The 26,530-nt window shown below is 71.0% G+C and carries 22 protein-coding genes and 1 tRNA gene; 14 read left to right on the top strand and 9 right to left on the bottom strand.

The annotated features are described in order from the left end of the window. Positions 1–44: 44 nt before the first annotated feature. From ABD264_RS10865 to ABD264_RS10845, 5 genes are all read left to right on the top strand, one after another. A complete protein-coding gene (locus ABD264_RS10865) occupies positions 45–1,562 on the top strand; it encodes an RNB domain-containing ribonuclease (RefSeq protein ID WP_344206008.1) in 1,518 nt (505 codons plus the stop codon). Between the two features lie 27 nt (positions 1,563–1,589). Continuing rightward, positions 1,590–1,853 carry a hypothetical protein gene (locus tag ABD264_RS10860; RefSeq protein WP_344206006.1) on the top strand — a complete coding sequence of 88 codons (264 nt, stop codon included), beginning with the start codon at positions 1,590–1,592 and terminating at the stop codon, positions 1,851–1,853. After that, positions 1,841–2,149, top strand: a complete 309-nt coding sequence (locus ABD264_RS10855) for an antibiotic biosynthesis monooxygenase family protein (protein ID WP_094393589.1) — start codon at positions 1,841–1,843, stop codon at positions 2,147–2,149. Before ABD264_RS10860 ends, ABD264_RS10855 begins: the two co-directional genes overlap by 13 nt. A gap of 36 nt (positions 2,150–2,185) precedes the next feature. Beyond that, positions 2,186–2,824: an HD domain-containing protein gene (locus tag ABD264_RS10850; RefSeq protein ID WP_055084315.1), complete on the top strand. Its 639-nt coding sequence runs from the start codon at positions 2,186–2,188 to the stop codon at positions 2,822–2,824. A gap of 147 nt (positions 2,825–2,971) precedes the next feature. After that, positions 2,972–3,313, top strand: coding sequence for a hypothetical protein (locus ABD264_RS10845; protein ID WP_055084317.1), 342 nt, complete (start codon positions 2,972–2,974; stop codon positions 3,311–3,313). A gap of 85 nt (positions 3,314–3,398) precedes the next feature. Here ABD264_RS10845 and ABD264_RS10840 read toward each other — a convergent pair whose 3' ends face one another. After that, entirely contained in the window at positions 3,399–5,285 is a 1,887-nt protein-coding gene (locus ABD264_RS10840) for an ABC-F family ATP-binding cassette domain-containing protein (RefSeq protein WP_144942354.1), read from the bottom strand. A 150-nt stretch (positions 5,286–5,435) separates the two neighbouring features. On the opposite strand from ABD264_RS10840, the gene ABD264_RS10835 reads away from it, so the two are divergent. The 4 genes from ABD264_RS10835 to ABD264_RS10820 all read left to right on the top strand — a co-directional run bounded on the left by ABD264_RS10835 (position 5,436) and on the right by ABD264_RS10820 (position 8,890). Further along, on the top strand, positions 5,436–6,182 hold the full coding sequence (locus ABD264_RS10835; protein WP_344206002.1) for an apurinic/apyrimidinic endonuclease family protein: 747 nt from the start codon (positions 5,436–5,438) through the stop codon (positions 6,180–6,182). Between the two features lie 54 nt (positions 6,183–6,236). Beyond that, positions 6,237–6,308: transfer RNA gene (locus ABD264_RS10830), tRNA-Gln, on the top strand. A gap of 65 nt (positions 6,309–6,373) precedes the next feature. Continuing rightward, positions 6,374–7,849 (top strand): bifunctional UDP-N-acetylglucosamine diphosphorylase/glucosamine-1-phosphate N-acetyltransferase GlmU, encoded by a 1,476-nt coding sequence (gene glmU / locus ABD264_RS10825; protein ID WP_145010541.1) that lies wholly within the window; start codon positions 6,374–6,376, stop codon positions 7,847–7,849. Positions 7,850–7,909: 60 nt separating this feature from the next. Next, the gene (locus ABD264_RS10820; RefSeq protein ID WP_144942352.1) at positions 7,910–8,890 is read left to right on the top strand and encodes a ribose-phosphate diphosphokinase; all 981 of its coding nucleotides are present in this window, start codon (positions 7,910–7,912) and stop codon (positions 8,888–8,890) included. Between the two features lie 95 nt (positions 8,891–8,985). Here the strand turns inward: ABD264_RS10820 and ABD264_RS10815 are convergent, their stop codons facing one another. After that, the gene (locus ABD264_RS10815) at positions 8,986–10,680 is read right to left on the bottom strand and encodes a GH25 family lysozyme (protein ID WP_344205999.1); all 1,695 of its coding nucleotides are present in this window, start codon (positions 10,678–10,680) and stop codon (positions 8,986–8,988) included. Positions 10,681–11,017: 337 nt separating this feature from the next. Beyond that, positions 11,018–12,499 (bottom strand): sugar transferase, encoded by a 1,482-nt coding sequence (locus ABD264_RS10810; RefSeq protein ID WP_144942350.1) that lies wholly within the window; start codon positions 12,497–12,499, stop codon positions 11,018–11,020. A 645-nt stretch (positions 12,500–13,144) separates the two neighbouring features. On the opposite strand from ABD264_RS10810, the gene ABD264_RS10805 reads away from it, so the two are divergent. Both ABD264_RS10805 and pth read left to right on the top strand, forming a co-directional pair. After that, positions 13,145–13,771 (top strand): 50S ribosomal protein L25/general stress protein Ctc, encoded by a 627-nt coding sequence (locus tag ABD264_RS10805; protein WP_303106038.1) that lies wholly within the window; start codon positions 13,145–13,147, stop codon positions 13,769–13,771. 154 nt (positions 13,772–13,925) lie between these two features. Continuing rightward, a complete protein-coding gene (gene pth, locus ABD264_RS10800; protein ID WP_126874725.1) occupies positions 13,926–14,513 on the top strand; it encodes an aminoacyl-tRNA hydrolase in 588 nt (195 codons plus the stop codon). A 116-nt stretch (positions 14,514–14,629) separates the two neighbouring features. On the opposite strand, the gene nhaA is transcribed toward pth, so the two are convergent. Together nhaA and ABD264_RS10790 are read right to left on the bottom strand one after the other, a co-directional pair. Next, complete coding sequence (gene nhaA, locus ABD264_RS10795; RefSeq protein ID WP_222126492.1) at positions 14,630–15,880, bottom strand: Na+/H+ antiporter NhaA; 1,251 nt, start codon at positions 15,878–15,880, stop codon at positions 14,630–14,632. A 157-nt stretch (positions 15,881–16,037) separates the two neighbouring features. Next, entirely contained in the window at positions 16,038–16,538 is a 501-nt protein-coding gene (locus ABD264_RS10790; RefSeq protein WP_303106040.1) for a DUF2505 domain-containing protein, read from the bottom strand. Positions 16,539–16,907: 369 nt separating this feature from the next. Between ABD264_RS10790 and ABD264_RS10785 the strand changes: the two genes are divergently transcribed. The 3 genes from ABD264_RS10785 (at position 16,908) to ABD264_RS10775 (ending at position 21,921) form a co-directional block, all read left to right on the top strand. Continuing rightward, positions 16,908–18,311: a glycosyltransferase gene (locus tag ABD264_RS10785; protein WP_083482427.1), complete on the top strand. Its 1,404-nt coding sequence runs from the start codon at positions 16,908–16,910 to the stop codon at positions 18,309–18,311. A gap of 66 nt (positions 18,312–18,377) precedes the next feature. Beyond that, positions 18,378–20,363, top strand: a complete 1,986-nt coding sequence (locus ABD264_RS10780; RefSeq protein ID WP_344205995.1) for an alpha/beta hydrolase family protein — start codon at positions 18,378–18,380, stop codon at positions 20,361–20,363. Positions 20,364–20,370: 7 nt separating this feature from the next. Next, positions 20,371–21,921, top strand: a complete 1,551-nt coding sequence (locus ABD264_RS10775) for a lipopolysaccharide biosynthesis protein (RefSeq protein ID WP_290498610.1) — start codon at positions 20,371–20,373, stop codon at positions 21,919–21,921. On the opposite strand, the gene ABD264_RS10770 is transcribed toward ABD264_RS10775, so the two are convergent. The 4 genes from ABD264_RS10770 to ABD264_RS10755 form a co-directional block, all read right to left on the bottom strand. Next, complete coding sequence (locus tag ABD264_RS10770) at positions 21,894–22,979, bottom strand: glycosyltransferase (RefSeq protein ID WP_055084345.1); 1,086 nt, start codon at positions 22,977–22,979, stop codon at positions 21,894–21,896. The two genes, ABD264_RS10775 and ABD264_RS10770, sit on opposite strands and share 28 nt — an antisense overlap. A gap of 72 nt (positions 22,980–23,051) precedes the next feature. Further along, positions 23,052–24,458: a hypothetical protein gene (locus tag ABD264_RS10765; protein ID WP_344205992.1), complete on the bottom strand. Its 1,407-nt coding sequence runs from the start codon at positions 24,456–24,458 to the stop codon at positions 23,052–23,054. Continuing rightward, positions 24,455–25,660, bottom strand: coding sequence for a glycosyltransferase family protein (locus tag ABD264_RS10760; protein ID WP_144942345.1), 1,206 nt, complete (start codon positions 25,658–25,660; stop codon positions 24,455–24,457). Before ABD264_RS10760 ends, ABD264_RS10765 begins: the two co-directional genes overlap by 4 nt. Further along, positions 25,650–26,345 (bottom strand): YveK family protein, encoded by a 696-nt coding sequence (locus tag ABD264_RS10755; protein WP_303106042.1) that lies wholly within the window; start codon positions 26,343–26,345, stop codon positions 25,650–25,652. Before ABD264_RS10755 ends, ABD264_RS10760 begins: the two co-directional genes overlap by 11 nt. Positions 26,346–26,530 lie beyond the last annotated feature (185 nt).

The raw sequence follows: 26,530 nt of genomic DNA, 5'->3' as shown, positions 1-26,530 counted from the left end.
CGGTGCCCGGTGGGGCGCGGTTCCGCCGCCGGTGAGGAGTCAGCATGGCCATCCGTCCGCAGCAGGCCCGTCCCGTTCCGCCACCGCTCGTCGCCGCGCTGGACGCCCTGCGTCGTGAGCTGGGCATCCCTGACGACTTCCCGCCGGAGGTCCACGCCGCCGCCATCCGGGCCGCAGCCGCATTCCCACCGGGTGCTCCGGGCTCCCCGGTCCGGAAGGAGGAGCGGGCCGACCACACCGACCTCGCCCTGGTGACCATCGACCCCGAGGGATCTCGGGACCTCGACCAGGCGGTGTTCATCGAGCAGACGGAGGGCGGTTTCACGGTCTGGTACGCCATCGCGGACGTCGCGGCGTTCGTGACGGCGGGGGACCCCGTGGACCTCGAGGCGCACCGCCGCGGCCAGACCCTCTATGCGCCGCACCAGCGCACACCGCTGCACCCACCGGAGCTCTCGGAGGACACGGCGAGCCTGCTGCCCGGGCAGGACCGTCCCGCCGTGCTGTGGTGCCTGGGGCTGGATGCCCGCGGCGAGCTGCAGAGCACCTCCGTCACGCGTTCGCTGGTGCGCAGCCGTGTCCAGCTGACCTACCGCGAGGTGCAGGAGCAGCTGGACGCGGGGACCGCCCCGCGGGCGTGGCAGCTGCTGCGCACCGTGGGGCAGCTGCGGGAGCGGATCGAGCGTGAGCGCGGCGGCGTGAGCCTGCGCATCCCGGAGCAGGAGGTGGTGGTGGAGCAGGAACAGTGGCACGTGGTGCACCGCAGCGCCCTGCCGGTGGAGGGCTGGAACGCCCAGATCTCCCTGCTCACGGGGATCGCCGCCGCACGTCTGATGCTCGACGCCCGCGTGGGCCTGCTGCGCACGCTGCCACCCGCCGCGGAGTCCTCCGTCCGCAAGCTGCGAACCACGGCCGAGGCCCTGAGCATCCCGTGGCCCGGGGACATGAGCTATCCGGACTTCGTGCACGGACTCGACCCCGAGATTGGGGCGCACGCCGCAATGCTGTACTCGTGCACCCTGCTGTTCCGGGGCGCCGGCTACGAGGCCTTCAACGGTGCGCTCCCCGAGCAGCGCGCCCACTCCGCACTGGCGACGCCGTACGCCCACGTGACCGCGCCCCTGCGCCGTCTCGTGGACCGCTACGGCAGCGAAATCTGCCTGGCGATCAGCGCGGGGCGCCCCGTTCCCGACTGGGTGCTCGCCGCCCTGCCGCAGCTTCCGGCGGAGATGGCCGCGTCCAGCCGCACGGCCTCCGCCTACGAGCGGGGCATCGTGAACATGGTCGAGGCCATGGCCCTCGCACCCCACGCGGGGGAGGCCTTCACAGCCACGGTCGTAGACGTGAAGCCGGACGGCTCGCGTGGCACCATCGTGATCCGGGACCCCGCGGTGGAGGTCTCCCTGGCCGTCCCCGGCCTGCCGCTGGGCGGCGCCATCACCGTGCGGCTCGCCAACGTGGACGTCTCCGAGGGACGCAGCGAGTTCGAGCTGGTGCAGGGGACGACGCCGCGGCAGGCCCCGGAGGCGACGCCCGGTCAGAGCCCTGTCCCGCAGCACTGAGTGCCCCCTACCGCACAGGAGGACCACATGCACAAGATCACCGCTGGAGAACAGGCACCGCTGCTTGGCAGCCACGACGTCGAGGTCGTCGGGGCCGGAACCTCCGGGCTCACCGCCGCCGATCTGCTCGCCGCGAGCCTCGGGCTGCAGACCTTCACCATGTACGACGACGACGACGACGACGACGCCGCCCGGTCCGGTTCCGCCGCGCACCTCACGCCAGCTCGTGGGGGCTGTGCCTACAGTGGACGGGTCAGCACACCGACGAGGAGGCACAGATGTCCGTCGTGAAGATCAACGCCATTGAGGTCCCGGAGGGATCGGGCCAGGAGCTGGAGGCGCGCTTCGCCGCCCGCAAGCACACAGTGGACGGCCAGGCCGGTTTCGAGGGCTTCCAGCTGCTGCGGCCGGTGGCGGGGGAGAACCGCTACTTCGTGGTGACGACGTGGGCCACGCAGCAGGACTTCGAAGCGTGGCGTGACGGCAACGCCAAGGCCGCCCACGCTGGCGGGAACGGCGGCGGCAAGAAGCCCGTGGCCACGGGGGCGTCCCTGCTGGAGTTCGAGGTCGTGGACCTCGGCGCGTAACACCCACCCACGCACAACCATCGAAGGAGAACCGACATGACAGATACCGTCGCAGGAATCGCGGTGCCGGACACCGCACTGACCCGCGAGATCACCGAGTACATCCGTGACACCGAGGACGACCTGCTCTACCACCACTCCCGCCGGGTCTTCTTCTTCGGTGCGCTGGTGGGTCAGGCGCAGGAGCTCAGCGTCGACCATGAACTGCTCTACGCGGGTGCCATGTTCCACGACCGCGGTCTCACCCAGGACCACCAGGAGTCGATGCTGCGCTTCGAGGTGGACGGCGCGAACGACGTCTTCGAGTTCCTCATGGAGCGCGGGGCGTCCCGGGACAGGGCGCACAGCGCGTGGCTCGGCATCGCCCTGCACACGACTCCCGGGATCCCGGAGTTCATGGCCCCGGAGGTCGCCCTCGTGAGCGCGGGCGTGGAGACGGACGTGCTGGGCATGCACTTCGACGAGGTGAGCGAGGATGCCCGCCGAGCCGTGGTGGAGCTGCACCCGCGCCCGGACTTCAAGAACCGCATCCTCTCCGCGTTCCACCACGGCATGGCGCACCGCCCGGGCTCCACGTTCGGCACCATGAACGCGGACGTCCTCGCACACTTCGAGCCCGGCTTCGAGCGGGACGACTTCGTGGAGATCATCAAGGGCAACGGCTGGAGCGAGTGAGTCTCCCTTCAGCCCTGCGCGGCCCCGCTCGGAACTCGCCGGGCAGGGGCCGCGATTTCTGGTGTCGCCCCTGGCAGGAATTGTGGGAATAACTATCAAGCACCGACCGGACTCGACCCGGTCGGTTCCGACAGCCAGAAGGCACCCATGGACCTTTTCGACGTCGTCGCCGTGGTGGGCGGCTGCGATTCGGGGCGCTGGCGGCACACGGCCCGCGCCCTGCTCAACGTGGAGGACGGCCCGTCCCTGACGGACCCCCGCGTGACAGCCCTGCGCTCGGAGAACGTGCGGCCCCTGCGCCCCGGACGGCTGAAGCGGCTGCTGGCCCGGCGCATCGAGGTCGGGGAGGTCGGCACGGTGGGTTCGCTCGGTGGGCTTCTGCCGCTGCGCCACTCGCTCGCGCGTCACCGCCCGCGGGAGCCACGTGGGCCGCCCGATCCCCTTCTCGCAACTCGCCACCGGTCCCGTGGCGCGGACCGAAGACCGTGATCCGTTTCCGGCGTGGTCGGTGGTGTCCGAGCGGCGCGACTGGGCGGGCGCCGCGCCCGCGCCCGCCTGTCGGGTAGGGGCTCCTCTACTCCAGCGCCTCGCCCAGTTCGAGCCAGCGCATCTCGAGCTCGTCGACCTGCTCCTGAAGCTCGGACTTCCGGGCCGCGAGCTTGCCGAGACCCTCGAAGTCGGAGGGGTCCGCCTCCGCCATGGTGGCGTCCAGCGACTCGGTCTCCTTCTGCAGCTTCTGCAGCCTGCGCTCCACGGCGCCGAGCTCCTTCTGGGCCGCACGCGCCTCGGCGCCGCCGAGCGCGGGACGCGACGGTGCGGCGTCGTCGCCGGACGAACCGGCACCCGAGGCCGCCGTGCCCGGGGCTGCGGAGCCCGCGGATGCAGAGCCGCCCGCCAGCGGGTTGGACGCGCCCTTCGACCCGGCCGCGGAGCCCGAGGCCGAGGACGCCGAGAGCTTGAGGTACTCCTCCACCCCGCCGGGCAGGTGGCGGAATCGGCCGTCGATCACCGCGTACTGCTGGTCCGTCACACGTTCGAGCAGGTAGCGGTCGTGGGAGACCACCAGCAGCGTGCCCGGCCAGGTGTCCAGAAGGTCCTCCATGGCAGCGAGCATGTCCGTGTCGAGGTCGTTGGACGGCTCGTCCAGGATCAGCACGTTGGGCTCGTCCAGCAGGATCAGCAGCAGCTGCAGGCGCCGCTTCTGTCCGCCGGAGAGGTCCTTGACCGGGGTCTTCAGCTGCGCGGAGGTGAACCCGAGGCGTTCCAGCAGCTGCGTGGGCGTCATCTCCTTGCCGCCGGTGAGGTAGGAGGTCTTCTTCTGCGCGACCACGTCGGAGACACGGTCCTGCGCCACGTCAGCGAGCTCGTCCAGCTGCTGCGTGAGCGTGGCGATCTTCACCGTCTTACCCCGCTTGACCCGCCCGGAGGTGGGCTCCACCTCTCCCGTGACGAGGCCCAGCAGCGTGGACTTGCCCGCCCCGTTGACGCCCAGGATGCCGGTGCGCTCGCCGGGGGCGATCAGCCACGTGACGTCACGCAGCACCCGGGTCTCGCCGGAGCCGTCCTCGGCAGGGAAGGCGACCGAGACGTCCTCGATGTCCACCACGTCCTTGCCGAGCCGGGAGACGGCCATGCGGGACAGGGACACGGTGTCCCGGGGCGGGGGGACGTCCTCGATCAGGGTGTTGGCCGCCTCGATGCGGAACTTCGGCTTGGAGGTGCGCGCCGGGGCGCCGCGGCGCAGCCACGCGAGCTCCTTGCGCATCAGGTTCTGCCGCTTCTGCTCCACCACGGCGGCCTGGCGGTCACGCTCTACGCGCTGCAGCACGTACGCCGCGTACCCGCCCTCGAAGGGCTCCACGAGGCGGTCGTGGACCTCCCACGTGTCCGTGCACACGGCGTCGAGGAACCAGCGGTCGTGGGTCACCACGGCCAGCGCGCCCGAGGTCCTCGACCAGCGCGAGTTCAGGTGCCTGGCGAGCCACGTGATGCCGTCCACGTCCAGGTGGTTGGTGGGCTCGTCCAGGAAGATCACGTCCCAGTCCCCGGTCAGCAGGCTCGCGAGCGCCACGCGGCGCCGCTGCCCGCCGGAGAGCCGGCCCACGGGGGTGTCCCAGTCCACGTCCGCGACGAGGCCCTCGACCACGTCCCGCACCTTGGCGTCCGCGGCCCACACGTAGTCGGGGACGTCGCCGACGACGGCGTGGCCCACCGTCTGCTCCGGGTCCAGGGTGTCCGCCTGGTCCAGCATTCCCACGGTGGTGCCCGAGCGCACGGTCACCCTCCCGGAGTCCGGCTGGATCCGCCCCGCCAGCAGGCGCATCAGGGTGGACTTGCCGTCCCCGTTGCGCCCGACGATGCCGATCCGGTCACCCTCGTTCACCCCCACGGTGACCGCGTCGAACACGGTCTTGGTGGGGTACTCGAGGTGCAGGTTTTCTCCGCCGATCAGATGAGCCACCCGCCAAGGATACAAGCGCGGGGGGAGAGCGGTCCGTGCCGCGGTTGCCCGCCCTGGCACCCGGGGGGACGTCGGTGCGCGCCCGTGGGCTCAGGGGCACGGCGGGGCCCCGGCGCCACGCCCCGTGCGTGTCGTGGGACACTGGGTGCCATGCAGGAGACAGGTGCGGGCGCCGGACCCGCGGGAACAGTCTTGGACGAGGCCCAGGACCTCGCGGGGGCACTCGCCGCTGTGGCGGGGCGCCCGGGACCGGTGGAGATCACGATCGGCGGCGACCGCCCGGTGGGCCCGCAGATGGGCTCCGTGGTGCGCCGCCAGGCCGGGGAGCGGCTGCGGGCGGCCGGGGCCGATCCGCTGCTGCTGCGCGCCCCCGTTGCCGTGGACGACGACATCCCGGACGAGGGCGTGATCGCCGCCGTGGACGACGCCCTGGACCTGTGCCGCGGCGTCGGCGCGGGCATGCTCGTCCTCGCGCTGGGAGGTGTGGCCCACCGCGGCCGCCAGCGCCAGCGCCTCTACTCCATGCTCGCCGCGCTCGCCGAGGCCGCCTCGGACCGCGGCGTGCGGCTCATGGTGCAGAACAGCGCCGAGGTGGACGAGGTGGGGATGCTGCTGGCCCTGCTGGACCGCGAGCACGACCAGGGCACCCTGGACGTCAGCGCCCCGGGCACCACCTCCCTGGCGTGGGACCTCTCGCGCTCGCGGGCCGCCGGACAGTCCGACGACGACGCCTGGGCCGTGGTGCGCCGGGCCGCCTCCCGCGCCCCGGTCTTGGTGCGCGGACTGCGCGCAGAGGACGACGCCGAGCTGCTGCGCACCCTGCCCGGATACCGGGAGTGCCGGGCCCTGGGGAGCGTGATCACCGTGCTGACGGCGGATGACCGGATGATAAAGTGACCTCTCGTGTGCCCGCGGGCACACACGTGTGTTGCACCCCGCGGGGCGCAATGCTCCGCCATGGTGTAATTGGCAGCACACCGGCCTTTGGAGCCGTGAGTCTAGGTTCGAGTCCTAGTGGCGGAACGCACGACACATCGAGGCGCAGATGGCCCCCCACCGCCTCACGAGCAACCAGAGGAGTCTGCTCCGTGAGCACCGTTGACACCGTGGAAGGTGGGGAGACCCCCGCCGCAATCATCGTCCTGGCCGCGGGAAAGGGCACCCGCATGAAGTCCAAGGTCCCCAAGATCCTGCACCCCATCGGCGGCCGGTCCATGGTGGGCCACGCACTGAAAACGGCGCGGGAGCTCTCGCCGCAGCGCGTCGTCGCCGTGGTGCGTCACCAGCGGGACCTCGTGGCGGAGCACATCGGCGAGCTGGACGCGGACGTGCTGATCGCGGACCAGTCGGACGTCCCCGGCACCGGCTCCGCCGTGGATGCCGGGCTCGACGTCCTGGACGCCGAGATCCCCGTGACCGGCACCGTGCTGGTGACCTACGGGGACGTCCCCCTGCTTACCGCGCAGACGCTGCGCGAGTTCACCTCCCACCACGTGGCCCACGGCAACGCCGTGACTGTGCTGAGCGCGGACCACCCGGAACCCGGCAAGTACGGCCGGATCCTGCGGGACACGGACGGGCAGTTCACCGGGATCAAGGAGTTCAAGGACGCAACGGACGCCGAGCGTGCCGTGAGCGAGGTCAACTCCGGGATCTTCGCGTTCGACGCCGCTGTGCTGCGCGACGCGCTGTCCCGCGTGGACACGGACAATGCCCAGGCGGAGAAGTACCTCACGGACGTCCCCCGCCTGGCGCGCGAGGCCGGCCACCGCGTGGACGCCCTGAAGATGGCGGACTACATGGAGCTCGAGGGCGCCAACGATCGCGTCCAGCTCGCCGCCCTCGGCCGCTACCTGAACCAGCGCACGCTCGAGCGGCACATGCGCAACGGGGTGTCCATCGTGGACCCCGCCACCACGTGGATCGACGACACCGTGGAGCTCGAGGCGGACAGCACCGTGCTGCCCGGCACCCAGCTCCACGGGCGCACCGTGGTGGGGGAGGACGCCGTCGTGGGCCCGGACACCACCCTCACGGACGTCACCGTGGGTCGTGGCGCCACCGTGGTGCGCACCCACGGCAGCGATGCGCAGCTCGCCGCCGGCTCCATCGTGGGGCCCTTTGCCTACCTGCGCCCGGGCACGGTCCTGGGCGAGGACGCGAAGATCGGAACGTTCGTGGAGACGAAGAAGGCCGAGATCGGCCGCGGCTCCAAGGTCCCGCACCTGTCCTACGTGGGGGACGCCACCATCGGGGAGAACTCGAACATCGGCGCCGCCTCCGTCTTCGTCAACTACGACGGCGTGGCCAAGCACCACACCACCGTGGGCAACGACGTCCGCATGGGCTCGGACAACATGTACGTGGCACCCGTGACCGTGGGGGACGGCGCCTACTCCGGCGCTGGGACCACGGTGCGCAAGGACGTCCCCGCGGGCGCCCTGGTGCTGACCGAGGGCAAGCAGGTCATTGTGGAGGGCTGGGTGCAGAGGCACCGTCCCGGCACGGCGGCCGCCCGCGCGGCGGAGGCCGCCACCCAGTCCGACCGCAACGACCACGCCTGAGCCCGGGCGCACGCTGCGCGAGCAAGTGATCCAGCAGGAATCCTAGGAAAGCGAGTCCACATGACCGGCATCACCAACACGGGTTCGAACCGCATGGTTCTGCTCTCGGGTCGGGCGCACCCCGAACTCGCGCAGAGCATCGCGAGCGAGCTGGGGACGGAACTGGTTCCCACGGACGCGTACGACTTCGCCAACGGCGAGACCTACGTGCGCTTCGGCGAGTCGGTGCGCGGTGCGGACGCGTTCCTCATCCAGTCCCATCCCGCACCCATCAACCAGTGGCTGATGGAGCAGCTCATCATGCTGGACTCCCTCAAGCGGGCCTCCGCCAAGTCCATCACCGTGGTCAGCCCCTTCTACCCCTACGCCCGCCAGGACAAGAAGCACCGCGGCCGCGAGCCCATCTCTGCCCGCCTGATCGCGGACCTCTACAAGACCGCCGGAGCGGACCGTCTGATGTCCGTGGACCTGCACACGGCGCAGATCCAGGGCTTCTTCGACGGCCCCGTGGACCACCTCATGGCCATCCCGCTGCTCAGCGACTACGTGCGCTCCGCGGTGGACGTGGACAACGTCACCGTGGTCTCCCCAGACACCGGCCGCGTGCGCGTGGCCGAGCAGTGGGCTGAGCGCCTGGGCGGTGCACCGTTGGCGTTCGTGCACAAGACCCGTGACATCACCGTGCCCAACCAGGCGGTCTCCAAGGAGGTCGTGGGCAACATCAAGGGCCGCACGTGCGTGCTCATCGACGACATGATCGACACCGGCGGAACCATCACCGGCGCGGTGCAGGTCCTCAAGGACCAGGGCGCCACCAACGTGATCATCGCCGCCACCCATGCCGTGTTCTCCGGGCCGGCCGTGGAGCGCCTGGCCAACTGCGGGGCGGACGAGGTCGTGGTCACCGACACCCTGCCGGTGCCCGAGGAGAACACCTTCGAGAACCTCACGGTGCTCTCCATTGCGCCCCTGATCGCCCGGGCCATCCAGGAGGTTTTCGAGGACGGCTCGGTCACGAGCCTGTTCAACGGCAACTCCTGAGCGGGCCCGCCCAGCGGGTGCACGAGAACGGCGGGCGGTCCCCGGACCAGGGGACCGCCCGCCGTCGTCATTGGCGCGGTGGGATCAGCCGCGTGTCACAGCCTGACCACCCGCGTGACACCGGTCGCGGTGTCGTAGCCGATCATGTAGCCGTTGGAGAACTGCTGGCGGACCTCGGTGCCCGCCCGGTACTCGTCCGTGGTGGGGAAGCCGTAGCCGCGCTCCATGCCGGCCTTGGCCCAGCGCTGTCCGATCGCGCCGAACTCCTTGACGGCGTGGGACCCGGTGCGGCTGCTCCACATCACCTTGGTGTTCTTGCCCGCGGTGGTTCGGAAGACCTGGTAGGCGCCGCCACTCGTGCTGCGCTCCTGGTTCAGGGGGAAGCCGTAACCGCGCTCTCGGCCCGCGGAGATGAACTTCTTGCCGATGCTCGTGGTGTTGCGCAGCATGTGCCCCCCGGTGCGGCTGTGCCAGTACCCGGTGGACTTCACACCGTTGCGGGAGAACTCCTGGTAGCGCCCGCCGTACGCGGCGTTGCCCTCGCCCGTCACCGGGGAGCCCCACGTGGCGGCGCCGCCCGTCGAGTTGTACACGGCCCCGATGCCGCCGCTCACGCTGTACCCGGAGGCGCGGCCACCCAGGGGCTTGTAGGAGCTGGAGGATGCCAGGGAGGCGAACCGCGCCCAGGACCCGCCATAGACGTTGGAGTCGCCGGAGAACGGCCCGTTGTCCGTGAACTGCCAGATGTCGTGGGTGGACCAGCCGTTGGGCATCCGCCCCGGGCTGGCCACGCCGTAGGACGCGAGGTGCAGGGGGTGGTTGTTGAACTGGGACGTGTTGCCCGTGCAGGTCTGCCACCAGTCCGTGGTGGTGTAGATGGCGGGCAGGCGCCCGGTGCGCTGCTTGTAGCGGTCCGAGAAGGACTTGATCCACGTGTTCATCTGCGCGGCGGACATGTTGTAGCACGTGTTGCCCAGGGACGAGTACGGGTTGTACTCGATGTCCAGCAGCCCGGGCAGGGTGCGCCCGTCCGCGGACCAGCCTCCGCCGTTGTTCACGAAGAAGTCCGCCTGCGCCGCTCCGGAGGACTGGGACGGCAGCGCGAAGTGGTAGCCGCCGCGGTTCATGCCCACCTCGTAGGAACCGGTGTACTGGTCGTTGAACGCCTCGGAGCGGTAGTTGATGCCCTCCGTGGTCTTCACGTACGCGAAGCGCGCGCCCGCGTTGTACTCGGCGCTCCAGTTGATGGCGGGCTGCCAGCCGGAGACGTCCATGCCCGCGATGCCCGCGGGGCGCCAGGTGCTGGCCCGGATCACCAGCGACATCGCGCCCGCCGGGCCCACGGCCGTGGGCCCGGCCGCCTGGGCGGAGGAGGACGACGTCGCGTCCGTGGTGGGCTCCGCCGAGGCCTTTCCGGTGGCCTTGTCGGACGCCTTGCCCGACAGCGTGGCGCTGGGGGAGGCGGCGTCGGAGCCGAGCACCGTGGCCGCCACCTTCTCCACCTCCTTCTCGGAGGCGCCGGAGAGCTTGGTGGTGTCCGCCATGGACTTCAGTTTCTGGCCCATGGTGGCGCCGGGGTTCTTGTCACCGGTCTTGGGGGGAGTGGCCGGGAGCTTGGGGTCCTCGACCACCGTCGCGAGCTCCTTGGTCTCCACGGAAACCACGTCGCCCTTGGCGGGGTTGAGGTTCTCGTGCGGGTCGTCCGCCGCTGCGGCGGGCATGAGGGTGGACAGTGTCAGCACGGCGGCCGTGACGGCGGCGGGCAGGACGGATCGTCTGGGGGAGATCATGCGTGATGCCTTTACTGCGTGGGGGGAAAGCCACTCGATGGGGGAAGAGGAGTGACCTGGGGGGACGCACTAGAAAGTGTAAATGTTCACCATGAAAATCGATGTATCTTGCGTCCCCTGATTGATAACGGAGTCATTTCGGGACGGAAAAGTTTCGATTTCCGAGGCCCCGCGGCCCAGCAGGCCCTCATGGCACTGCCGATGGCCTCGGGCGCCCTGGATGCCGTCGCGGTGCTCCGGGCGCCGTTGCGGCGGCTCGGGCGGGCCCACGACGGAGGACGCCGCCCTCCCCGTGGTGGGAGAGCGGCGTCCTCTACGGGCGGGGTGCGGGTGACGCTCAGTAGGCGCCGTCCGAGGCGAAGACCGCGCGGACGGTGCGCAGCATGATGACCAGGTCCTGGACCGGGGACCAGTTCTCCACGTAGTACAGGTCCAGGCGCACGCTCTGGTTCCAGTCCAGGTCCGAACGGCCCGAGACCTGCCACAGGCCGGTGATTCCGGGGCGGACCCGCAGCCGGCGGTAGACGTGCTGCTCGTACTTGTCCACCTCGCTGGCCAGGGGCGGGCGTGGGCCCACCAGCGACATGGTGCCGTTGAGGACGTTGATGAACTGGGGCAGCTCGTCCAGGCTGTAGCGGCGCATCCACGTTCCCGGCTTTGTCACGCGGGGGTCGTCCTTCATCTTGAAGAGCACCCCGCCCTCGGACTCGTTGGTGGCCAGCAGGGCAGCCTTGCGCTCCTCCGCGTCCACGTACATGGACCGGAACTTGAGCATGCGGAACCGGGTGCCGTCGATGCCCACGCGCTCTTGGGCGAAGAGGGCGGGCCCGCCGTCGTGCGCCCTGACCAGAACGGCCAGCCCGATCATGACCGGCGAGAGCAGCACCAGTGCGGTCAGTGAGCCCACGATGTCGATCAGGCGCTTGACGGTCTTCTTGGCGCGGGTGAACCGGGGCGTGGCCACGTGGATCAGCGGCAGACCAGCAAGCTGCTGCGTGTGGATGCGCGGCCCGGCAATGTCCGTGAGGCCGGTGTTCATGACCAGGCGGATCCGCTCGTCCGCGAGCGCCCACCCCAGGTGCCGGATCTCCGTGGTGCTCAGGGGGACGGCGGCGGCCATCACCAGGGTCTCGACGTCGTGCTCACGGCACGCCTGCACGATGCCCGAGACACTGGGGCGGTCCTGCGCCGCGAGGGCGTTTTGCGGCAGCCGCACCGAGGAGAGCGAAGCGGGGAGGCGGTGGTGGGACGTGGGCATGTAGACGGCCACGGGGTCGAAACCGGCGTCCGGACGCTCCTGCAGCTCGCCCACGAGCTCCACGGCACCGGGGAAGCGGCCCACGACCATGGTGCGGGACATGTTCTGGCCCTTGGCGCGGCGCAGGATCAGCTGGCGCCGAGCCGTCATCCGACCCGCCAGCAGCACGACGGTGCCGACCGGCAGGGCGATCAGGATGTAGCCGCGGGCCGTGGGCACGTCCAGCGCGTAGGAGGCGATCGCAATGGCCGCGAAGAGCGTGAGCGAGGCGGTGACCACCTGCTTGGCCTCCTCGGCGCCGTTGCCGATCAGCCGGACCTCGCGCGTGCCCCGCAGCTCGAGCCAGCCCCACCACACCACCGCGAGCACGAGGCCCACGAACCAGTACGGCACGGGCAGCAGCGTGTCCACGTGCAGCAGGCCCTGGAGCCAGCCGAACCGCAGCGCCTGGGCGAGACTCACCGCCAGGAGCAGCGCCACGGCGTCGTAGAGCCGCAGCTTCTGCTGGTAGCTGTGCCGCCACGAGACGTGCCTGTGCTTGTGCTGTGCTTTTTGGAACACGGTCGACGAACCTTCCCCCAGAACCGTTCGACGGCGAGACACCCCACGCGCTCGCTCGGATGCGGTGACCGAGTCAGAGGCGGCCCCCGCACCACGGTGTTCATCTCCCCCGAGATTTACGCCCGCTAAGCACCGAATATACCCTCCCACGTGGGCGAATACTGCCGAAATGCATGATTCGGTACGCAATTGTGGACATCCGACAGGCCGGGATCGCGGGGTTCGTGGCCCGGTTGGGGGTCACGTGCCTCCGAGTTGTGGACACCGCCGCGCCGGGTGCCTGCGCCCCCAGTGGAGCCCACGCCCCGCTGTTTCCGCGGCTCATGGGCGGCGCACGTGTGCCGGCCCTGCGGAGGGCGACGACGGCGCTCCCCACGGCGGCGGGGAGGGTCCCGTGGGCGGCGGGCGCGCGGCGTCGTCGTGGTACCGTGGGCGGGTTGCCAAGGCGAGGGGGCAGGACTCTGCCCCGTTATCGACGACGGCCTGTGGATCCCGATCCGCCACCCCGGTGAACACGCCCCGGGGAGCGTGAGTGGGGTGCCGCACCACGTCGATCGGAAGTCGTTCGGACACGCGGTGCGAGAGCACCGGAGCTCCGAACGGTCCGAGGTGACCATCCGGACCCACGATCGAAGGAGACCCACCATGGTGGACGTCATCACCATTCCCGCCACCCTGCGCACCGAGTTCGGCAAGGGCTACGCCCGCCGCGTGCGCGCCAACGACCAGATCCCCGCCGTGATCTACGGCCACGGCGCCGAGCCGCTGCACGTGATCCTGCCGGGCCATGACATGATGCTCGCGTCCCGCAACCCCAACGCCGTGCTCGAGATCAACGTGGACGGCGAGGGCCACCTGGCCATGATCAAGGAGGTGCAGCGCCACGCGGTGCGCCCCGAGATCCTGCACATCGACCTGCTGACCGTGCGCCGCGGCGAGCGCGTCGAGGTCGAGGTTCCCCTGTCCGTCGCGGGCGAGGTCGCCCCGACCGCCGTCCACAACCTCGAGGAGAACGTGCTCCTGATCGAGGCGGACGCCCTGAAGGTGCCCGAGCACTTCGAGATCGACATCGAGGGCCGCGAGCCCGGCGAGCACATCTACGCCGCGGACGTCACCCTGCCCTCCGGCGTCACGCTCGTCTCCGACCCGGAGCTGCTGGTCGTCAACGTCTCCGAGCCCGTCGAGCAGGACCTCGGCGAGGAGCCGGAGTCCGAGGAGACCGAGGGCGAGGGCTCCGAGGAGTCCGCCGAGCAGTCCGAGGACAGCGAGTAGGAACCACCCGTTCGCCGCGTCCACCCGGGTGCGGCACGGCCCGTGCGGCGGCAGGCACCCTGGTGTGTCTGCCGCCGTTCGGCGTTGCGGGGCCCTGCACCGCTCTGGCGGTGGCTGGCCCCACTGCAGAGCGCTCGAGGAGAGGGAGAACGAGATGACGGACCGGACCCTGGTGGTGGGACTGGGCAACCCCGGCGACGCGTACGCCGGAACGCGCCACAACATCGGAGCGATGGTCGTGGCCGAGCTCGCGGGGCGGGCGGGGGAGAAGCTGTCCGCGCACAAGGCCCGGGCCGCCGTGGCCGAGACGCGGATGCGCCCCGGGTCGCCGCGGCTCGTGCTCGCGCAGCCGCTGAGCTACATGAACGTCTCCGGCGGGCCGGTGAGCGCGCTGGCGAAGTACTACTCCCTGGGCCTGGAGGACCTCGTGGTGGTGCACGACGACGTCGACCTCCCGTTCGGCGCCGTCAAGCTCAAGCGCGGCGGGGGCGAGGGCGGACACAACGGCCTGCGGGACATCACCAAGGCCATGGGCGGCCGGGACTACGTGCGGGTGCGGGTGGGGGTGGGGCGGCCCCCGGGACGGATGGACACCGCGGACTACGTGCTCAAGCGCTTCTCCGGCGCCCAGGCGAAGGAGCTGCCCCTTCTGGTCTCCGACGCCGCGGACGCCGTCGAGATGCTCACCGAACAGGGCCTCACCGAGGCGCAGCAGCACTTCCACGCGCGCAACCCGGCCTGAGCGGGCGACGTCTCGCCATTGCCCGCCTGCAAAAACTGAGCAGGTGCACTCTGGGGTCTCCAGATGTGCACCTGCTCAGTTTCTGCAGGGGTGGGCGGGCACGCCCCGCCCTGCGGTCAGTCCAGGGTGTCGGGGTCGTTGCCCGCCGCGCGCATCGCCTTGTACTTGGCGTTGCGCGGTGCCATGAACGCCGCACCGATCGCGGCCGCCAGGAGGGAGCCGCACAGGATGCCCACCTTGGCGTGGTCGCTGTGGGGGCTGCCCTCGCCGAAGCTGAGCTCCGCGACCAGCAGGGACACGGTGAAGCCGATGCCGGCGACGAACGTCATGCCGAGCATGTCGAGCCAGGTGTAGTCCTTGTCCTTCTCCGCGGACGTGAACCGGTCCATCAGCCACGCGGCCCCGAAGATGCCCAGGGGCTTGCCGAGCACCAGACCGGCCACGATGCCCAGGGCCACAGGGTCCATGGCGGCGTCCTTGATGCCGCTGAGACCGCCCACGGCCACGCCGGCCGAGAAGAACGCGAAGACCGGGATGATCACGCCGTTGGACAGCGGACGGAAGCGGTGCTCCAGGGTGGGGGCCAGGCCCAGCCGGGGGTCCTCCTCGCGGATGATGCGCGGTTTCTCCTTGAGCACGGGGACCATGAAGCCCAGCAGCACACCCGCGATCGTGGCGTGGATGCCGGACTCGTACACGAGCCACCAGGTGACCAGACCGATGGGCAGGAGAATGACCCACGCCGCCCAGTGCTTGTCCATGAACCAGGTCATGTACTTGTGGGTGAGGAACCAGAACAGGGCGAGCAGCACGGCCGCGCCGATCAGGAACGGGAACTTGACGCTCTCGGTGTACACGAACGCGATGATCGCGATGGCAATGAGGTCGTCCACGACCGCCAGCGTGAGCAGGAACGTGCGCATGGCCACGGGGAGGGACGAGCCCACCACGGCCAGGACGGAGACGGCGAACGCGATGTCCGTGGCGGTGGGGATCGCCCAGCCGTGCAGTGCCGTGGGCTCGCCGCCGGAGGCGAGGTTGACCCCCAGGAAGATCAGCGCGGGCACCAGCACACCGCCGGCGGCCGCCACCACCGGCAGGATCGCCTTGCGGATGTTGTGCAGCTCGCCGTCCACGAACTCGGCCTTGAGCTCCAGGCCGGTCAGGAAGAAGAACACCGCGAGCAGCCCGTCCGCGGCCCAGTGCCCCACGGTGTGCTGCAGTCCGGCCACCTCGCCGGGGCCCACCTCGGCGTCGCGCAGCCCGAAGTAGAAGTCACTCCAGGGAGAGTTGGCCAGCACCAGGGCGAGCACCATGGCGATCAGCAGGAAGAGGCCACCGGTGGTGTCCTTGCGGAGGAAATCCATGACGGATCCACCGGATTCGGAGGACGTCTGCGTGTCCGTACTCACAACAAAAAGCTCCCGTCGCGTGGTTCGGTCGTGAACCGCGATCGTCGTGTCGAATGGAAATGGGTCGGGCTGCGCCGTGTGCGCAGCCCGACCGTCCTGTCAGCGGTGGGTCTCAGCCCTTGGAGATCCACGCCTCGGCCTCGCGGGCCTGCAGGGTGAGCGCCTTGCCGATGTAGGGCTCTGCGGCGGCGGCGATCTTCTTGCCGACCAGCGGGATGTTGGCCTGGACCTCGCCGGTGACGTCCACCGAGGTCTCGTTCTCGCCGAGCGGCTTGATGCTCTGCTGGGCGGTGGCGCCCACGGGCAGCCCGCCGGCCTTGATCTCGGTGCGCACGGTGCGCGAGCCGTCCGCCGCGGGGGCGTCGTAGGTGTCCACCTGGGTCAGCTTCACGCCGCCCTTCACGAACTTCTGCACAACGTCCGGCAGCTTGTCCGAGCCCATGCTGCGCACCGTGGTGACCGTGAACGCGGTGGAGGTGTCCCCGTTGACCTCGAAGGACTCGAGCTCGGTGCCGGCGCGGTCGCTGACGTGGCGGACGAAGATCTCGTCCACGAACGTCTTCAGGACGGTGTCCACGGGAGCCTTGATGGTGGTGGATGCGTTGACGGACATGGTGCTCCTTCTGGGTCGGTTCAGGGGCGTGGGTCCCCGTGCGGGCGTGCACCCGTACGGGCTACTGCCCTCATCCTAATCGCGTGAGTCGCATGGGGCCCCGCCGCACGGGCGGAGCAGGCGCTGCCGGGCCCCACTCGGAGGTGCAGGCGGGCCCGGTCTACTGTCCGCCAAAGAAGGGGCAGTGATGATGCACTCGAACGCAGGATAGCCCGGCTTCCGCTCCCTAGACTGGGTATCGGCCCCCGCAGAGTCTTCGCGGAGGAGCCGGTCCCGGCGGGATGGGGATCCCGCCGCAGGCGCAAGGTTGCGCTTTTCTCAGGGGCGCGCCGCAATTTTTCCGGCGGGCGTGAAGTCATCGGGGGACTCATGTATCTGCAAGAACCGACGTCGGCCGGGCAGGCACCGGACCGCGCTCCGACGTGCGTGGACGACATCGCCACCACGGCCGGGGGCGGCAGTCCCGGCCACCCGCCGGTGGTGCTGCACGTGGTCGAGGCGTTTGGCGGGGGAGTCGCCGCGGCCGTGCGGGACTACGCCCGTGCCACGCCCGAGTGCGAACACCACCTGTTGTGTAACCTGCGCCCCGAGGCCGTAAACCTCGAGACCAACTGGGACGATGACTTCTCATCGGTGCGCTCCCTGCCTGGGGGACACCTGGCGAACATCACCGCCACGCGCTGGGCCATCAGGGAGGTCAAGCCGGATGTCATCCACTCCCACTCCAGCTACGCCGGGGTCTACGCGCGCCTCGCCGTCGGGCACCTGCCGCGGCGTCGCAACGACACCCTCTCCCCGCTCAATGCACCGGGAGCGCCCACGACGCGCGCCGAGCGCCAGGGGTACCTGCTGAGCGGTACGGGCCTGGAGCCTGCGGCAGGCGGGGGAGGCGGCGGCGTCGCGTCCGGCACGGGGAGCCCCGCTCGGCGCGGCTCGGGCGCCGCGCGGTGGTCCCGCGCCGTCCACGAGCTGACCAATAACAGGTACGTGGACCTGTCCCTGTCCCGGATCAAGCAGGTGTACACGCCGCACGCGTGGTCCTTCTCGCGCCTGGACCGCTCGCGTGCCACCCGGCTTGGGTACTGGTTGCTGGAGGGGGCGCTCGCGGCCCGCACGGACGTCCTTGCGGGCTGCTCGAAGGCAGAGAACAATGTGGCCCACTGGGGGCCGATCGCCCCGCACACCGTCTACGTGCCGAACATCGCCCCCTCCTACGGGGCCCGCAAGCCGCGCCCCGGTGTCGGTGAGCCGCTCGTGCTCGCTGGCGCGGGCCGGCTCGCCGCGCAGAAGGACCCTGTGTTCTTCGCACAGGCGGTGGACGCCATCCGTGCGGCCGGCCACGACGTCCGGCCCCTGTGGATCGGCGGCGGGGACGAGGACGTCGAGCGGATGCTGCGCGAGCACGGCGTGGAGGTCACGGGGTGGGTGGGCCACGAGGACGTGCGCCGGCACCTGCAGCGCGCGGACGTCTACCTGCACACGGCGCGCTGGGAGGGCTTCCCGATCACGGTGCTGGAGGCGGCTCTGAACGACATTCCGGTGATCGTGCGCAGGATCCGGGTCTTCGACGACGCCGGACTGCCTGTTGTCGTGGACACGCCGGAGGAGGTCGCGGCGCGCTGGGAGGAGATCACGGACGAGCGCGCGCGCAACGAGGTCACGCGCTGGGCCGGGCAGGCGCTGTGGGAGAACTGCCGTGCGGTGCAGCGCCGCCGGCTGGGAGAGATCTACGGGCTGCGGGTGCCGCTCGTGGAAGGCGCCACGACGCGGTGACCACCCGGGGCGGCCAGACTGCCCGGGGGAGCACGGAACGCTCGTGGAGCACACAAGGGGAGAGACATGACGGAGACATTGGAGCAACGACAAGCGGCCACGGCTGGGACCGCGGACTCCGCGCCGGCGGGTGTGCTGGGCACGGGGATGTGGACCGGGACGGGGCGAGGCGCCACCTTCACATGGGTGCACACGCCCGAGAACGGCAGGACGCGGGGCCTGGTGGTGCTTGCGCCGCCCGTCGGCCGGGAGGCTGTGCAGGGTTACCGCGCGCTGCGCCAGCTGGCCATGCTGCTGGCCGGGGCGGGGTACTGCGTGGCCCGGGTCAGCTACCGGGGCACGGGGGACTCGCACGAACTGCAGCCGCAGGACGACGTGCTGCGCGTGTGGGAGCGCAACATCCTGGACGCCACCGCGCAGGCGCGGCGGGTATGCGGTGTGGAGCAGCTGCCGGTGTACGGCATCGGCTACCGCGTGGGCGGCGGACTGCTGGCGCGGGTGGCGGAGCGCTTCGACCGCGTGATCGCGTGGGAGCCCGTGAGCGGACGGACGTTCGTGAACCAGTGGTCCCGCCTGCGCCGGGCCACCCTGCCCGAGATCCCCGTGACGGACGGGGTGGACCTGATGGGGCTGTGGCTCACGGACGAGCAGGCCCGCGAGCTCTCCTCTCTCCCGGACCCCCGCACCATGGGCGCCCGGCCGGAGAACCTCGAGGTCCACCGCGAGAAGGATCAGCCGCGCGCCAAGATCATGTACGGCGTGGATTCCCTGGACGTGCGCGTGCACTACGACGTTCTCGAGGACCTGCTGCGGCAGCTGCCGCGCGAAGAGCTCGTACCGCTCACGGGCACAGGTCGCGGTCCGCGGCGCAACGAGTTCCGTGCCGCGGGCGGCACCGCCTGCGCGGAGGAGATCGTGGCGGTGACGCCCAGGGGCTACCCCGGGATCCTCACGGGTCCCCTGACAGGTGAGGGTTCGCTGACGGACGGCGGCCGAGCTGCACATGACGGCGCGCACGCCGCGATCGCGCCCCGGCCGGGCATGCCCACCACATTCTTCGCCCCCGGTGCGTCCGAGCCCCGGGACGGCTCCGCGCTGTGGTCCGAGACCGCACGTCGGCTCGCGGGGCTGGGCGTGGCGAGCCTGCGGGCGGACCGTGACGGCGCGGGCGACCGCGCTCTGCTGTGGTCCGACCGGGACCCGAACCCGTACCGCGACCTCAACGCCGAGGCGCTTCGGGAGCAGGCTGCGTGGCTCGCGGAACGATTCGACGCTGACGTCGTGTCCACCGTCCTGTGCTCCGGTGCCTGGGCCGCGCTGCGTGCCGCCCGGGAGCCGGCCGGTCTGCCGGTGAAGGGCATGGTCCTCGTGAGCCAGAACGAGTGGCGCATGAACCAGGCATTCTTCGACCAGCAGCGCACCGCCTACGACGGGGACGCCAAGCTGCGGGCCAAGGCAAATGCCACGACAAGTGCGACGGTGGGCGCCACGGCCGAGCGTGCGGCGTCGACGTCGGCACGCTCCGCGCGCCCTGCGGGCGGTGCAGCTGACGGCAGCGGGGCCGGCAACAACGCGGTGGCCAACGGGATGGTGGCCAACGGCGTGGGGGGCGACGACGGCGCCCGCCCGGGTGCCGCGTGCCGGCTGGCGACCACGGGCAGAGCTGCAGCGCGCCGGGCACTCGCCGGGGCGACGTCGTGGGGCAGGGAGCTGCTGACGAAGGGCAAGCGGGCCGGATCGCGGGCGCTACGCCGGCACGCGCCCGAGAGCGTGTGGAACCTCATGGGACGCAACCCGGCGGCGTCGATCCCGGACCACGTCCTGGACCGTGCGAGCCAGGACCGCTGCGTCGTGCTCATCGTGGGCCCGCAGGACGAACCCCGGTACCGGGAGACCACCGCGGACCGCGCCGTCGCCCGGCTGCAGCGCCGCGGGCGCAGCATCGACGAGCGCTTCTCCCCGGGCGTGGACCACTCCGTGCTCTCCCGCACCGCCCGCAACGAGCTCGCGGGCCACCTCGACGAGCTCTTCGCCCATTGGAAGGCCCAGTAGCAACCCCATGACAGACACCCGCTCCAGCCCCGTACCCGCCGCCGAAACGCAGACGTCCCGGGTGGGGACCAACATCCTGTGGAACTACATCTCGGGTTTCACCAGCGTGTTCGGACTCCTGCTGCTCTACCCCTTCGCGATCGCCATCGTGGGGGCCGAGTCCTACGGCCTGTGGGTCATCACGTTCAGCGCCATCCAGCTGCTGACCATGTCGGACTTCGGGCTGGGTACAGGGATCGTGCGCACCCTCGCGGACATCCCCGACGACGATCCGGGCGCCCACGCCAAACGCCGCAGCTTCGTGGGCGTGGCCCTGCTGGTCTTCCTGGTGCTCGCCGTGGTGCTCACGGCGCTGTACTTCGCGGTTTTCCCGCTGTACCTCACGACGGTGGCCGTCCCCGAGCGGGACCGGCACGCGGTGACGCCGCTGCTGCTGGCTGCGGGGGTCACGCTGTTCTTCTCCGTGCTCGGACGCGCGTGCAACTCTCTGCTGTGGGGCCTCAACCGCCCGGACATCGAGCGCAAGGCCGCCGTGGTGGCGATCCTGGGCCGTGCGGCCGGCTACGCCCTGCTCATCCCGCTGCACGGCGGGCTGATCGCGCTCGTCCTTGTGGAGTGCGCGTCCCTGCTGCTGCCGCCCATCGTGTGCTTCTGGGCCGTGTACCGCCGCTTCGGGCTGGCGCGGCCGCTGCCCGGTGCCTGGAAGGAACAGGGCCGACCGCTGCTGCGGATGTCCTCGGTGCTCTCCATCGGGTCCCTCTCGCTGCTGGGCGTGTACCAGCTGCCGCTGTTCATCGTGGGCCCCACCCTCGGGCTGCAGGCCGCCACGGCGTTCGGTGCACTGATGCGGGTGAACCAGAGCGCACGGCTGGTCGTGAGCTGGATCTCGATGCCCTTCGCCTACCCCATCAAGAAGTCGCGAGGTGCCGAGGCTGCGGAGCACATCCGGGTGGCGACGACGGTCGCCCTGCTGGTGGGCCTCATGCTCAGCATCCCGCTGCTCGCCATCCCCACGGAGCTGCTGACCGTGTGGCTGGGCGCGGGCATGGCCTTCGCAGCACCCGCCCTCGCCATGGTGGTGCTGGGTGTGCTGGGGGAGTCCCTGGGCCAGGTCCCCAACCTGGTGATGACACTGCGGGGCAACCCCCTGGTGGCGTCCCTCATCAGCCTGGGCGTCCTGGTGGTTACGCTGCCCGCTGTGTGGCTCGCCGCCGGCACCGACAGCCTGGAGCTCGTCATGGCTGCTTCCGTGGCACCCCTGCTGCTCGCGGTTCCGGTGCAGCTCTACTTCAGCGAGCGTGCCGAGCCCTCGGGGGTCACTGGGGCGAATCTGCGCACGTGGGCGCTGATGGCCCTCGGGTCGGCCGGGGCCGTGGGGGTCTTCATGCTCGTGGGCCGTGTGCTGCCGGACGTGGTGACGATCGGTGTGTGCGCGGCCGCGCTCGGCGCCGTCTTCGTCATGGCCTTCCGCCGGATCCGCCGCCGCGACCGGGAGATCAACGAACGCGCAACGCAGGAGCACGGCGGGCGTCAGGAACCGTCCGTCAGCTCCTCGTAGAGCTCACGGTAGCGCCGGGCGGTGCCGCGGCTGTCGAACTCGGTGCGTCCGAGCTCCCAGCTGCGACGCCGCCACTCGCCACGCTCCGCGGCCGGGAGGTCCACGAAGCGGTTCATGGCACGGCCCAGGGCTTCCGGATCGCGGACGGGCACCACGGCCTGCGGGTCCACGGCCAGCAGCTTCGCGTCGCCGGTGTCCGTGGTGATCACCGGCACGCCCTCGCTCAGCGCCTCCAGACCCGCCATGGGCAGGGCCTCGTGGTTGCTCGCGAAGACCACGGCGTGGGCGGTGCGGATCAGCGCGTGGACGTCCGAGACCGAGCCCAGCAGAGTCACGGCCTGACCGATGCCCAGCGTCTCCAGCTCGATGGTGAGTGCCTCGTTCCCGGGGTCCACCAGGTGGCCCGCGCAGAACAGCCGCGCGTCGGGGTGCTCGGCGAGCACGCGCGCGAAGGCGCGGAAGAGGGTGGGGTGGTCCTTCTGCTCCACGCAGCGGCCCAGGTGCACGAACACCGGGGGACCGGAGGGCTCAGGGGCGGGAACCGGCGAGATTCGCGTGCCGTTGTGCACGACGCGGATGTGCTCCGTGCCGAAACGGTAGTGCGACTCCGCCGCGAAGCCGAGGGCAGAGTTGGAGCACGCGACCACGGCGTCGAGCCGGGCGGAGGCCTGCGCCGCAAGCCACCAGGTGACCCGGGTGACGGGCTTCTGCGCCAGGTGCAGGCTGTTGTGCAGGGTGGCCACGCGCCTGGCCCCGTGCGGGGTGACCTCGTTGACCAGGTCTGACTGCTGCAGGTGGGAGTGCACCACCTGGATGCCGTGCTCCGCGACGAGCCTTCGCAGCGCGCGCATCGCCCTCAGGGGCACCACGTCGCGGCGGGTCATGCCCACGTAGGCGGTGCTCGTGGCGGCGGCCTCCAGCCGTGGCGAGAGCGCTCCCTGGCCCATGAGGACCAGGAGGTGGGCGTCGTCGCCCTCGGGGCGCGCGAGCATCAGCTGCTCGATGAGGGTCTGCGCACCACCGGTCTCGGCGTCGTTGACAATGTGGAGAACGCGCACGGGGCGGGCCTTTCTGGGGAGAACGGAAGAGTTCGGGTGCCGTGGGGGAGATGCCGCCGAGGCGTGCGGGGATCACAAGTGGGGTGACGGGCCCGCTGGGCCGGTCGGCGCGGCGGTGGGAGCGCCGATTGACTCGGCGCCCTCCGGAGCCCACGGGGCTGCGGTCTCCCGGGTGTCCTCGGAGCGGGTGATCTCCAGCCCCAGGCACACGCCGGCGGTGCCCCACACCCAGAAGGCGGAGTCGTAGCTCGTGGTTCCGCCGGCGACCACGATCCACACCACCAGCGTGCACAGCCCGAGCCACAGCGGGTTGCGCCCGCCGGACCTCAGGCACATCACGGCCATGAACAGGACGAGGGCCAGTCCGAAGACCATGCCGTCCTCGAGCACCACGCGCCCGATCACGGAGTAGATGTCCGGGAGAGGGTTGTAGTGCTGCAGGTCGCCCAGGGGCATCCGGCCCGCCAGGAACAGCTCGTTGGACCGGCCCCTGCCCACACCCAGGAGGAAGACGAGGGGGTCGGAGAAGAGGTAGCGGACGGATGCCGTGATGGAGGAGCCTCGGTCCGCCCAGGACCAGTTGAAGGACTCCTGCCGGTCCTGCAGCACGCCCACGCCCACCCACACGGCGCCGGCGAGCCCGGTGGGCACCAGCAGCACCGCGGCCCACGCATGGCGCACGGCGTAGGGGGCGATCGCGGCCACGAGCACCACGCCCAGCACCACCACGGCGGCACCGGAGCCGGAGATTGCCACGGCCCACAGCACCAGGGCGAGGGCGACGACGTCCCGCGCCGTCATCCGTCGCCGGTAGTGGCGCGCGAGGAGCACCAGGGCCATGGCCATGAGCGAGAGGGTGCCCACCATGAAGGAGGTCTCCGGGAAGAGCCCGAAGGGCCGGCGCACGTACTGCATGAACGTCTCGCTGAAGTCGGAGACGTTCGCGTAGCCGGGGAGGTCGTAGAGGCCCTCAAAGGGAATGGTGTCCAGCACGTCGAAGAACACGTACTTCTGCACGAGCGTGAAACCGGCGCTGAGGAGCATGGCCCAGCTGAGCCAGGGGATGGTGCGCGCTCCCAGGAACACGGTGGCTGCCGCGGTCCCGGCCAGGGGGAGGGTAAACACGAGCCAGGTGATGGACCCCGGGATCTGCAGCGGCTGGGACGTGAAGAACATCCGCAGGAACGAGGCCGCGAAGGGCACCGCCCCCACCAGCAGGGCGGTCCACATCACGGGCATGTGGCGCCCGCAGCGCACGATCAGGACCACCGCCACGAGGCTGGACAGTGGCAGGTTGGTGTTCGAGCCCAGGGGGACCGCCGCGTAGGGCAGCACCGAGAGCACGATCAGCACCGCGGCCAGTGCGCGGTCCAGCCGGGTGCCCCGTGCGCCGGTCACGGGCGGGTCCCGACGCGCGGCGGCGCGGGCGGCACGCCGGGTGCGGGACCGGTCCGTGGGGGGCACGGCGGTGGGGCTCATGCGACCTGCACTCCCAGGACGGCGGCCACGGAGGGCTCCCAGTCTGTGTGGTCGACCGGGGCAGGCCCGGTGCCGTGGGAGGGGGCGACGCCGCTCGCTCCGGCACCCGCGCGCGGTCCAGACGCCACGGCGTTGTCGAACGCCGCGCGCAGGGCGCGCCCGAAGGCGGCCGGGTCGCGGATGTCCGCGGCGGTGAACCCGGGGTAGTCCCCGGCTTGCTCGCGCAGCGAGGCGAGGTCCGAGGCCACCACGCGGGTGCCCGTGCCGATGGCCTTGGCGAGGACGCCGGAGTGGGCGTCGAAGTGGGTGTAGGGCAGCACGATGACCGCGGCGTCGCGCACGTGCCCGGCGAACTCTTCGCGGCTCAGGAAGCGGTCCTCGAAGTCCACGGCGGGGTAGCGGGTGGCCAGGCGGGTGAGCTCCGCGCCCAGCTCCGGGCTCTCGGCCGCGCCGCGCACGAGCAGCGGCACCCCGGCCTCACCGGCGGCGACGACGGCGTGCTCGATGCCCTTGTTGGCGCGGACCTCACCGATGCACAGGGCGTGCGGCCCCGCGTCCGTGCCGGTGGTCGCGGTGGGCACCTGCGGATCGAGCCGCGAGGACACCGGCAGCGCCACGGCGCTCACAGGGCGGTCCGTATAGCCCCGAACGATCTCGGCCTGCTCGGCGCCGTGCGTGATGACGCGGTCCGCCCGGCGCGCGCAGGCCCGGTCCAGCCACAGCAGCACCTTCTCGCGGACGGAGGCGCTGGCGAGGTCGAAGTGCGGCTGGGCGTTGTGCACGAACACGGCCGTGCGCTGGGTGCGCCGAGCGCGCAGAGCCCCGGGGACCGGGTACTTGGTGGAATCCAGGGCGAGAACGGCGTCCGCGCCCGCGCGCCGGGCCGCGGCGCGCACCGCTAGGTGCTCGCGCAGCAGGTCCGCCACCTGCAGGCCGGCGCGCAGCACCTTGCCCGGGGACGAGGCCGGAACGGTGGTGCGGCGCGGCGGAACGGTCTCCACTACGCGCACGGGGTGCCCCGGACCCCAGCCCAGGTACTCCCGGGCCCCCGGGCGGGAGACGAGCGCCACGGCGGCGACGTCCGAAGACGCCTCCAGTGCCAGCGCAAGGTCTGCGGCGTGCTCAAGCTGTCCGCCGTACTCGGTGGGGCACACGACGACGACGTCGCGCGGGTGCCCGGGGCGGGAGCGCTCAGTGCTCATGCGAGTCGTCCACCGCGGCACGGGCACGGCGGGTGGCGCGGTGCTCCGCTCCGGCGCGTTCGCGGGCGCGCAGGGACCGGCCGCCGCGCAGGAGCACCAGGAGCAGACCCGCGATCAGACCCACGAGAGCGCCGAGGGCCGCGTTGACGGCGGCGGAGGGGCCCGAGGACTTCTGCGGCACCGCGGCCTTCTGGACCACGTTCAGCTTCACGTTGGCGGGCTGCTGGCCGTCCTGCGCCTGCGGAATGGTCTCGAGCGAGCGGCTGACCTCCACGAGGCTGTCCGCGGTGGCCTGGGCGATGTCCGCGGCCTGCTGAGCGGAGGTTCCGGTGGCGGTGAGCGTGATCATCGCGGTGTTGGGCTGGTTAGTGGCGACGACGCCGGACTCCGCAAGCTCCTCGGGCGTCTCGTCGAGGTGGACGCTGTCCACCACGGGCTGGAGCACCGAGTTGGTGGTGGCCACCCGTGCGTAGGACGCGGCGCGGGCCACGGCGAACTGCTCGCCCATCTGCAGGTCCGTGACGGAGCGGGGATTCGCGACATTCACGAAGACCTGTGCCTGGGACTCGTAGGACTTGGGCATCAGCAGGCCCGCCGCGGTCCCGAGGAGCACCCCCACCACCGTGGTGAGCACCACGAGCAACCACATGTCCTTCAGACAACGGACGTACTGACTAAGATTCACGCTTCTCCCCCTTGACCGATGAGCACACTGCCTCGGTCCTTGCGAGCCCACGGCTCTCCCCTTGGACGTGGCCAACTGCAGAAAAATCCTACCGAGGGGCTACGGCAGGGAGCCCCGAAAACACGTCGTTCGGGGCAAACGTGCCCCTATGTGTGGACGGATCCCAGCGGGGGCGGCTCTGCGCG

This window comes from Kocuria salsicia (genome assembly GCF_039532055.1).
Taxonomy (GTDB): domain Bacteria; phylum Actinomycetota; class Actinomycetes; order Actinomycetales; family Micrococcaceae; genus Kocuria; species Kocuria salsicia.
The sequence above is the reverse complement of the archived record's forward strand: the minus strand, read 5'-3'. Positions and strand labels throughout refer to the sequence as shown.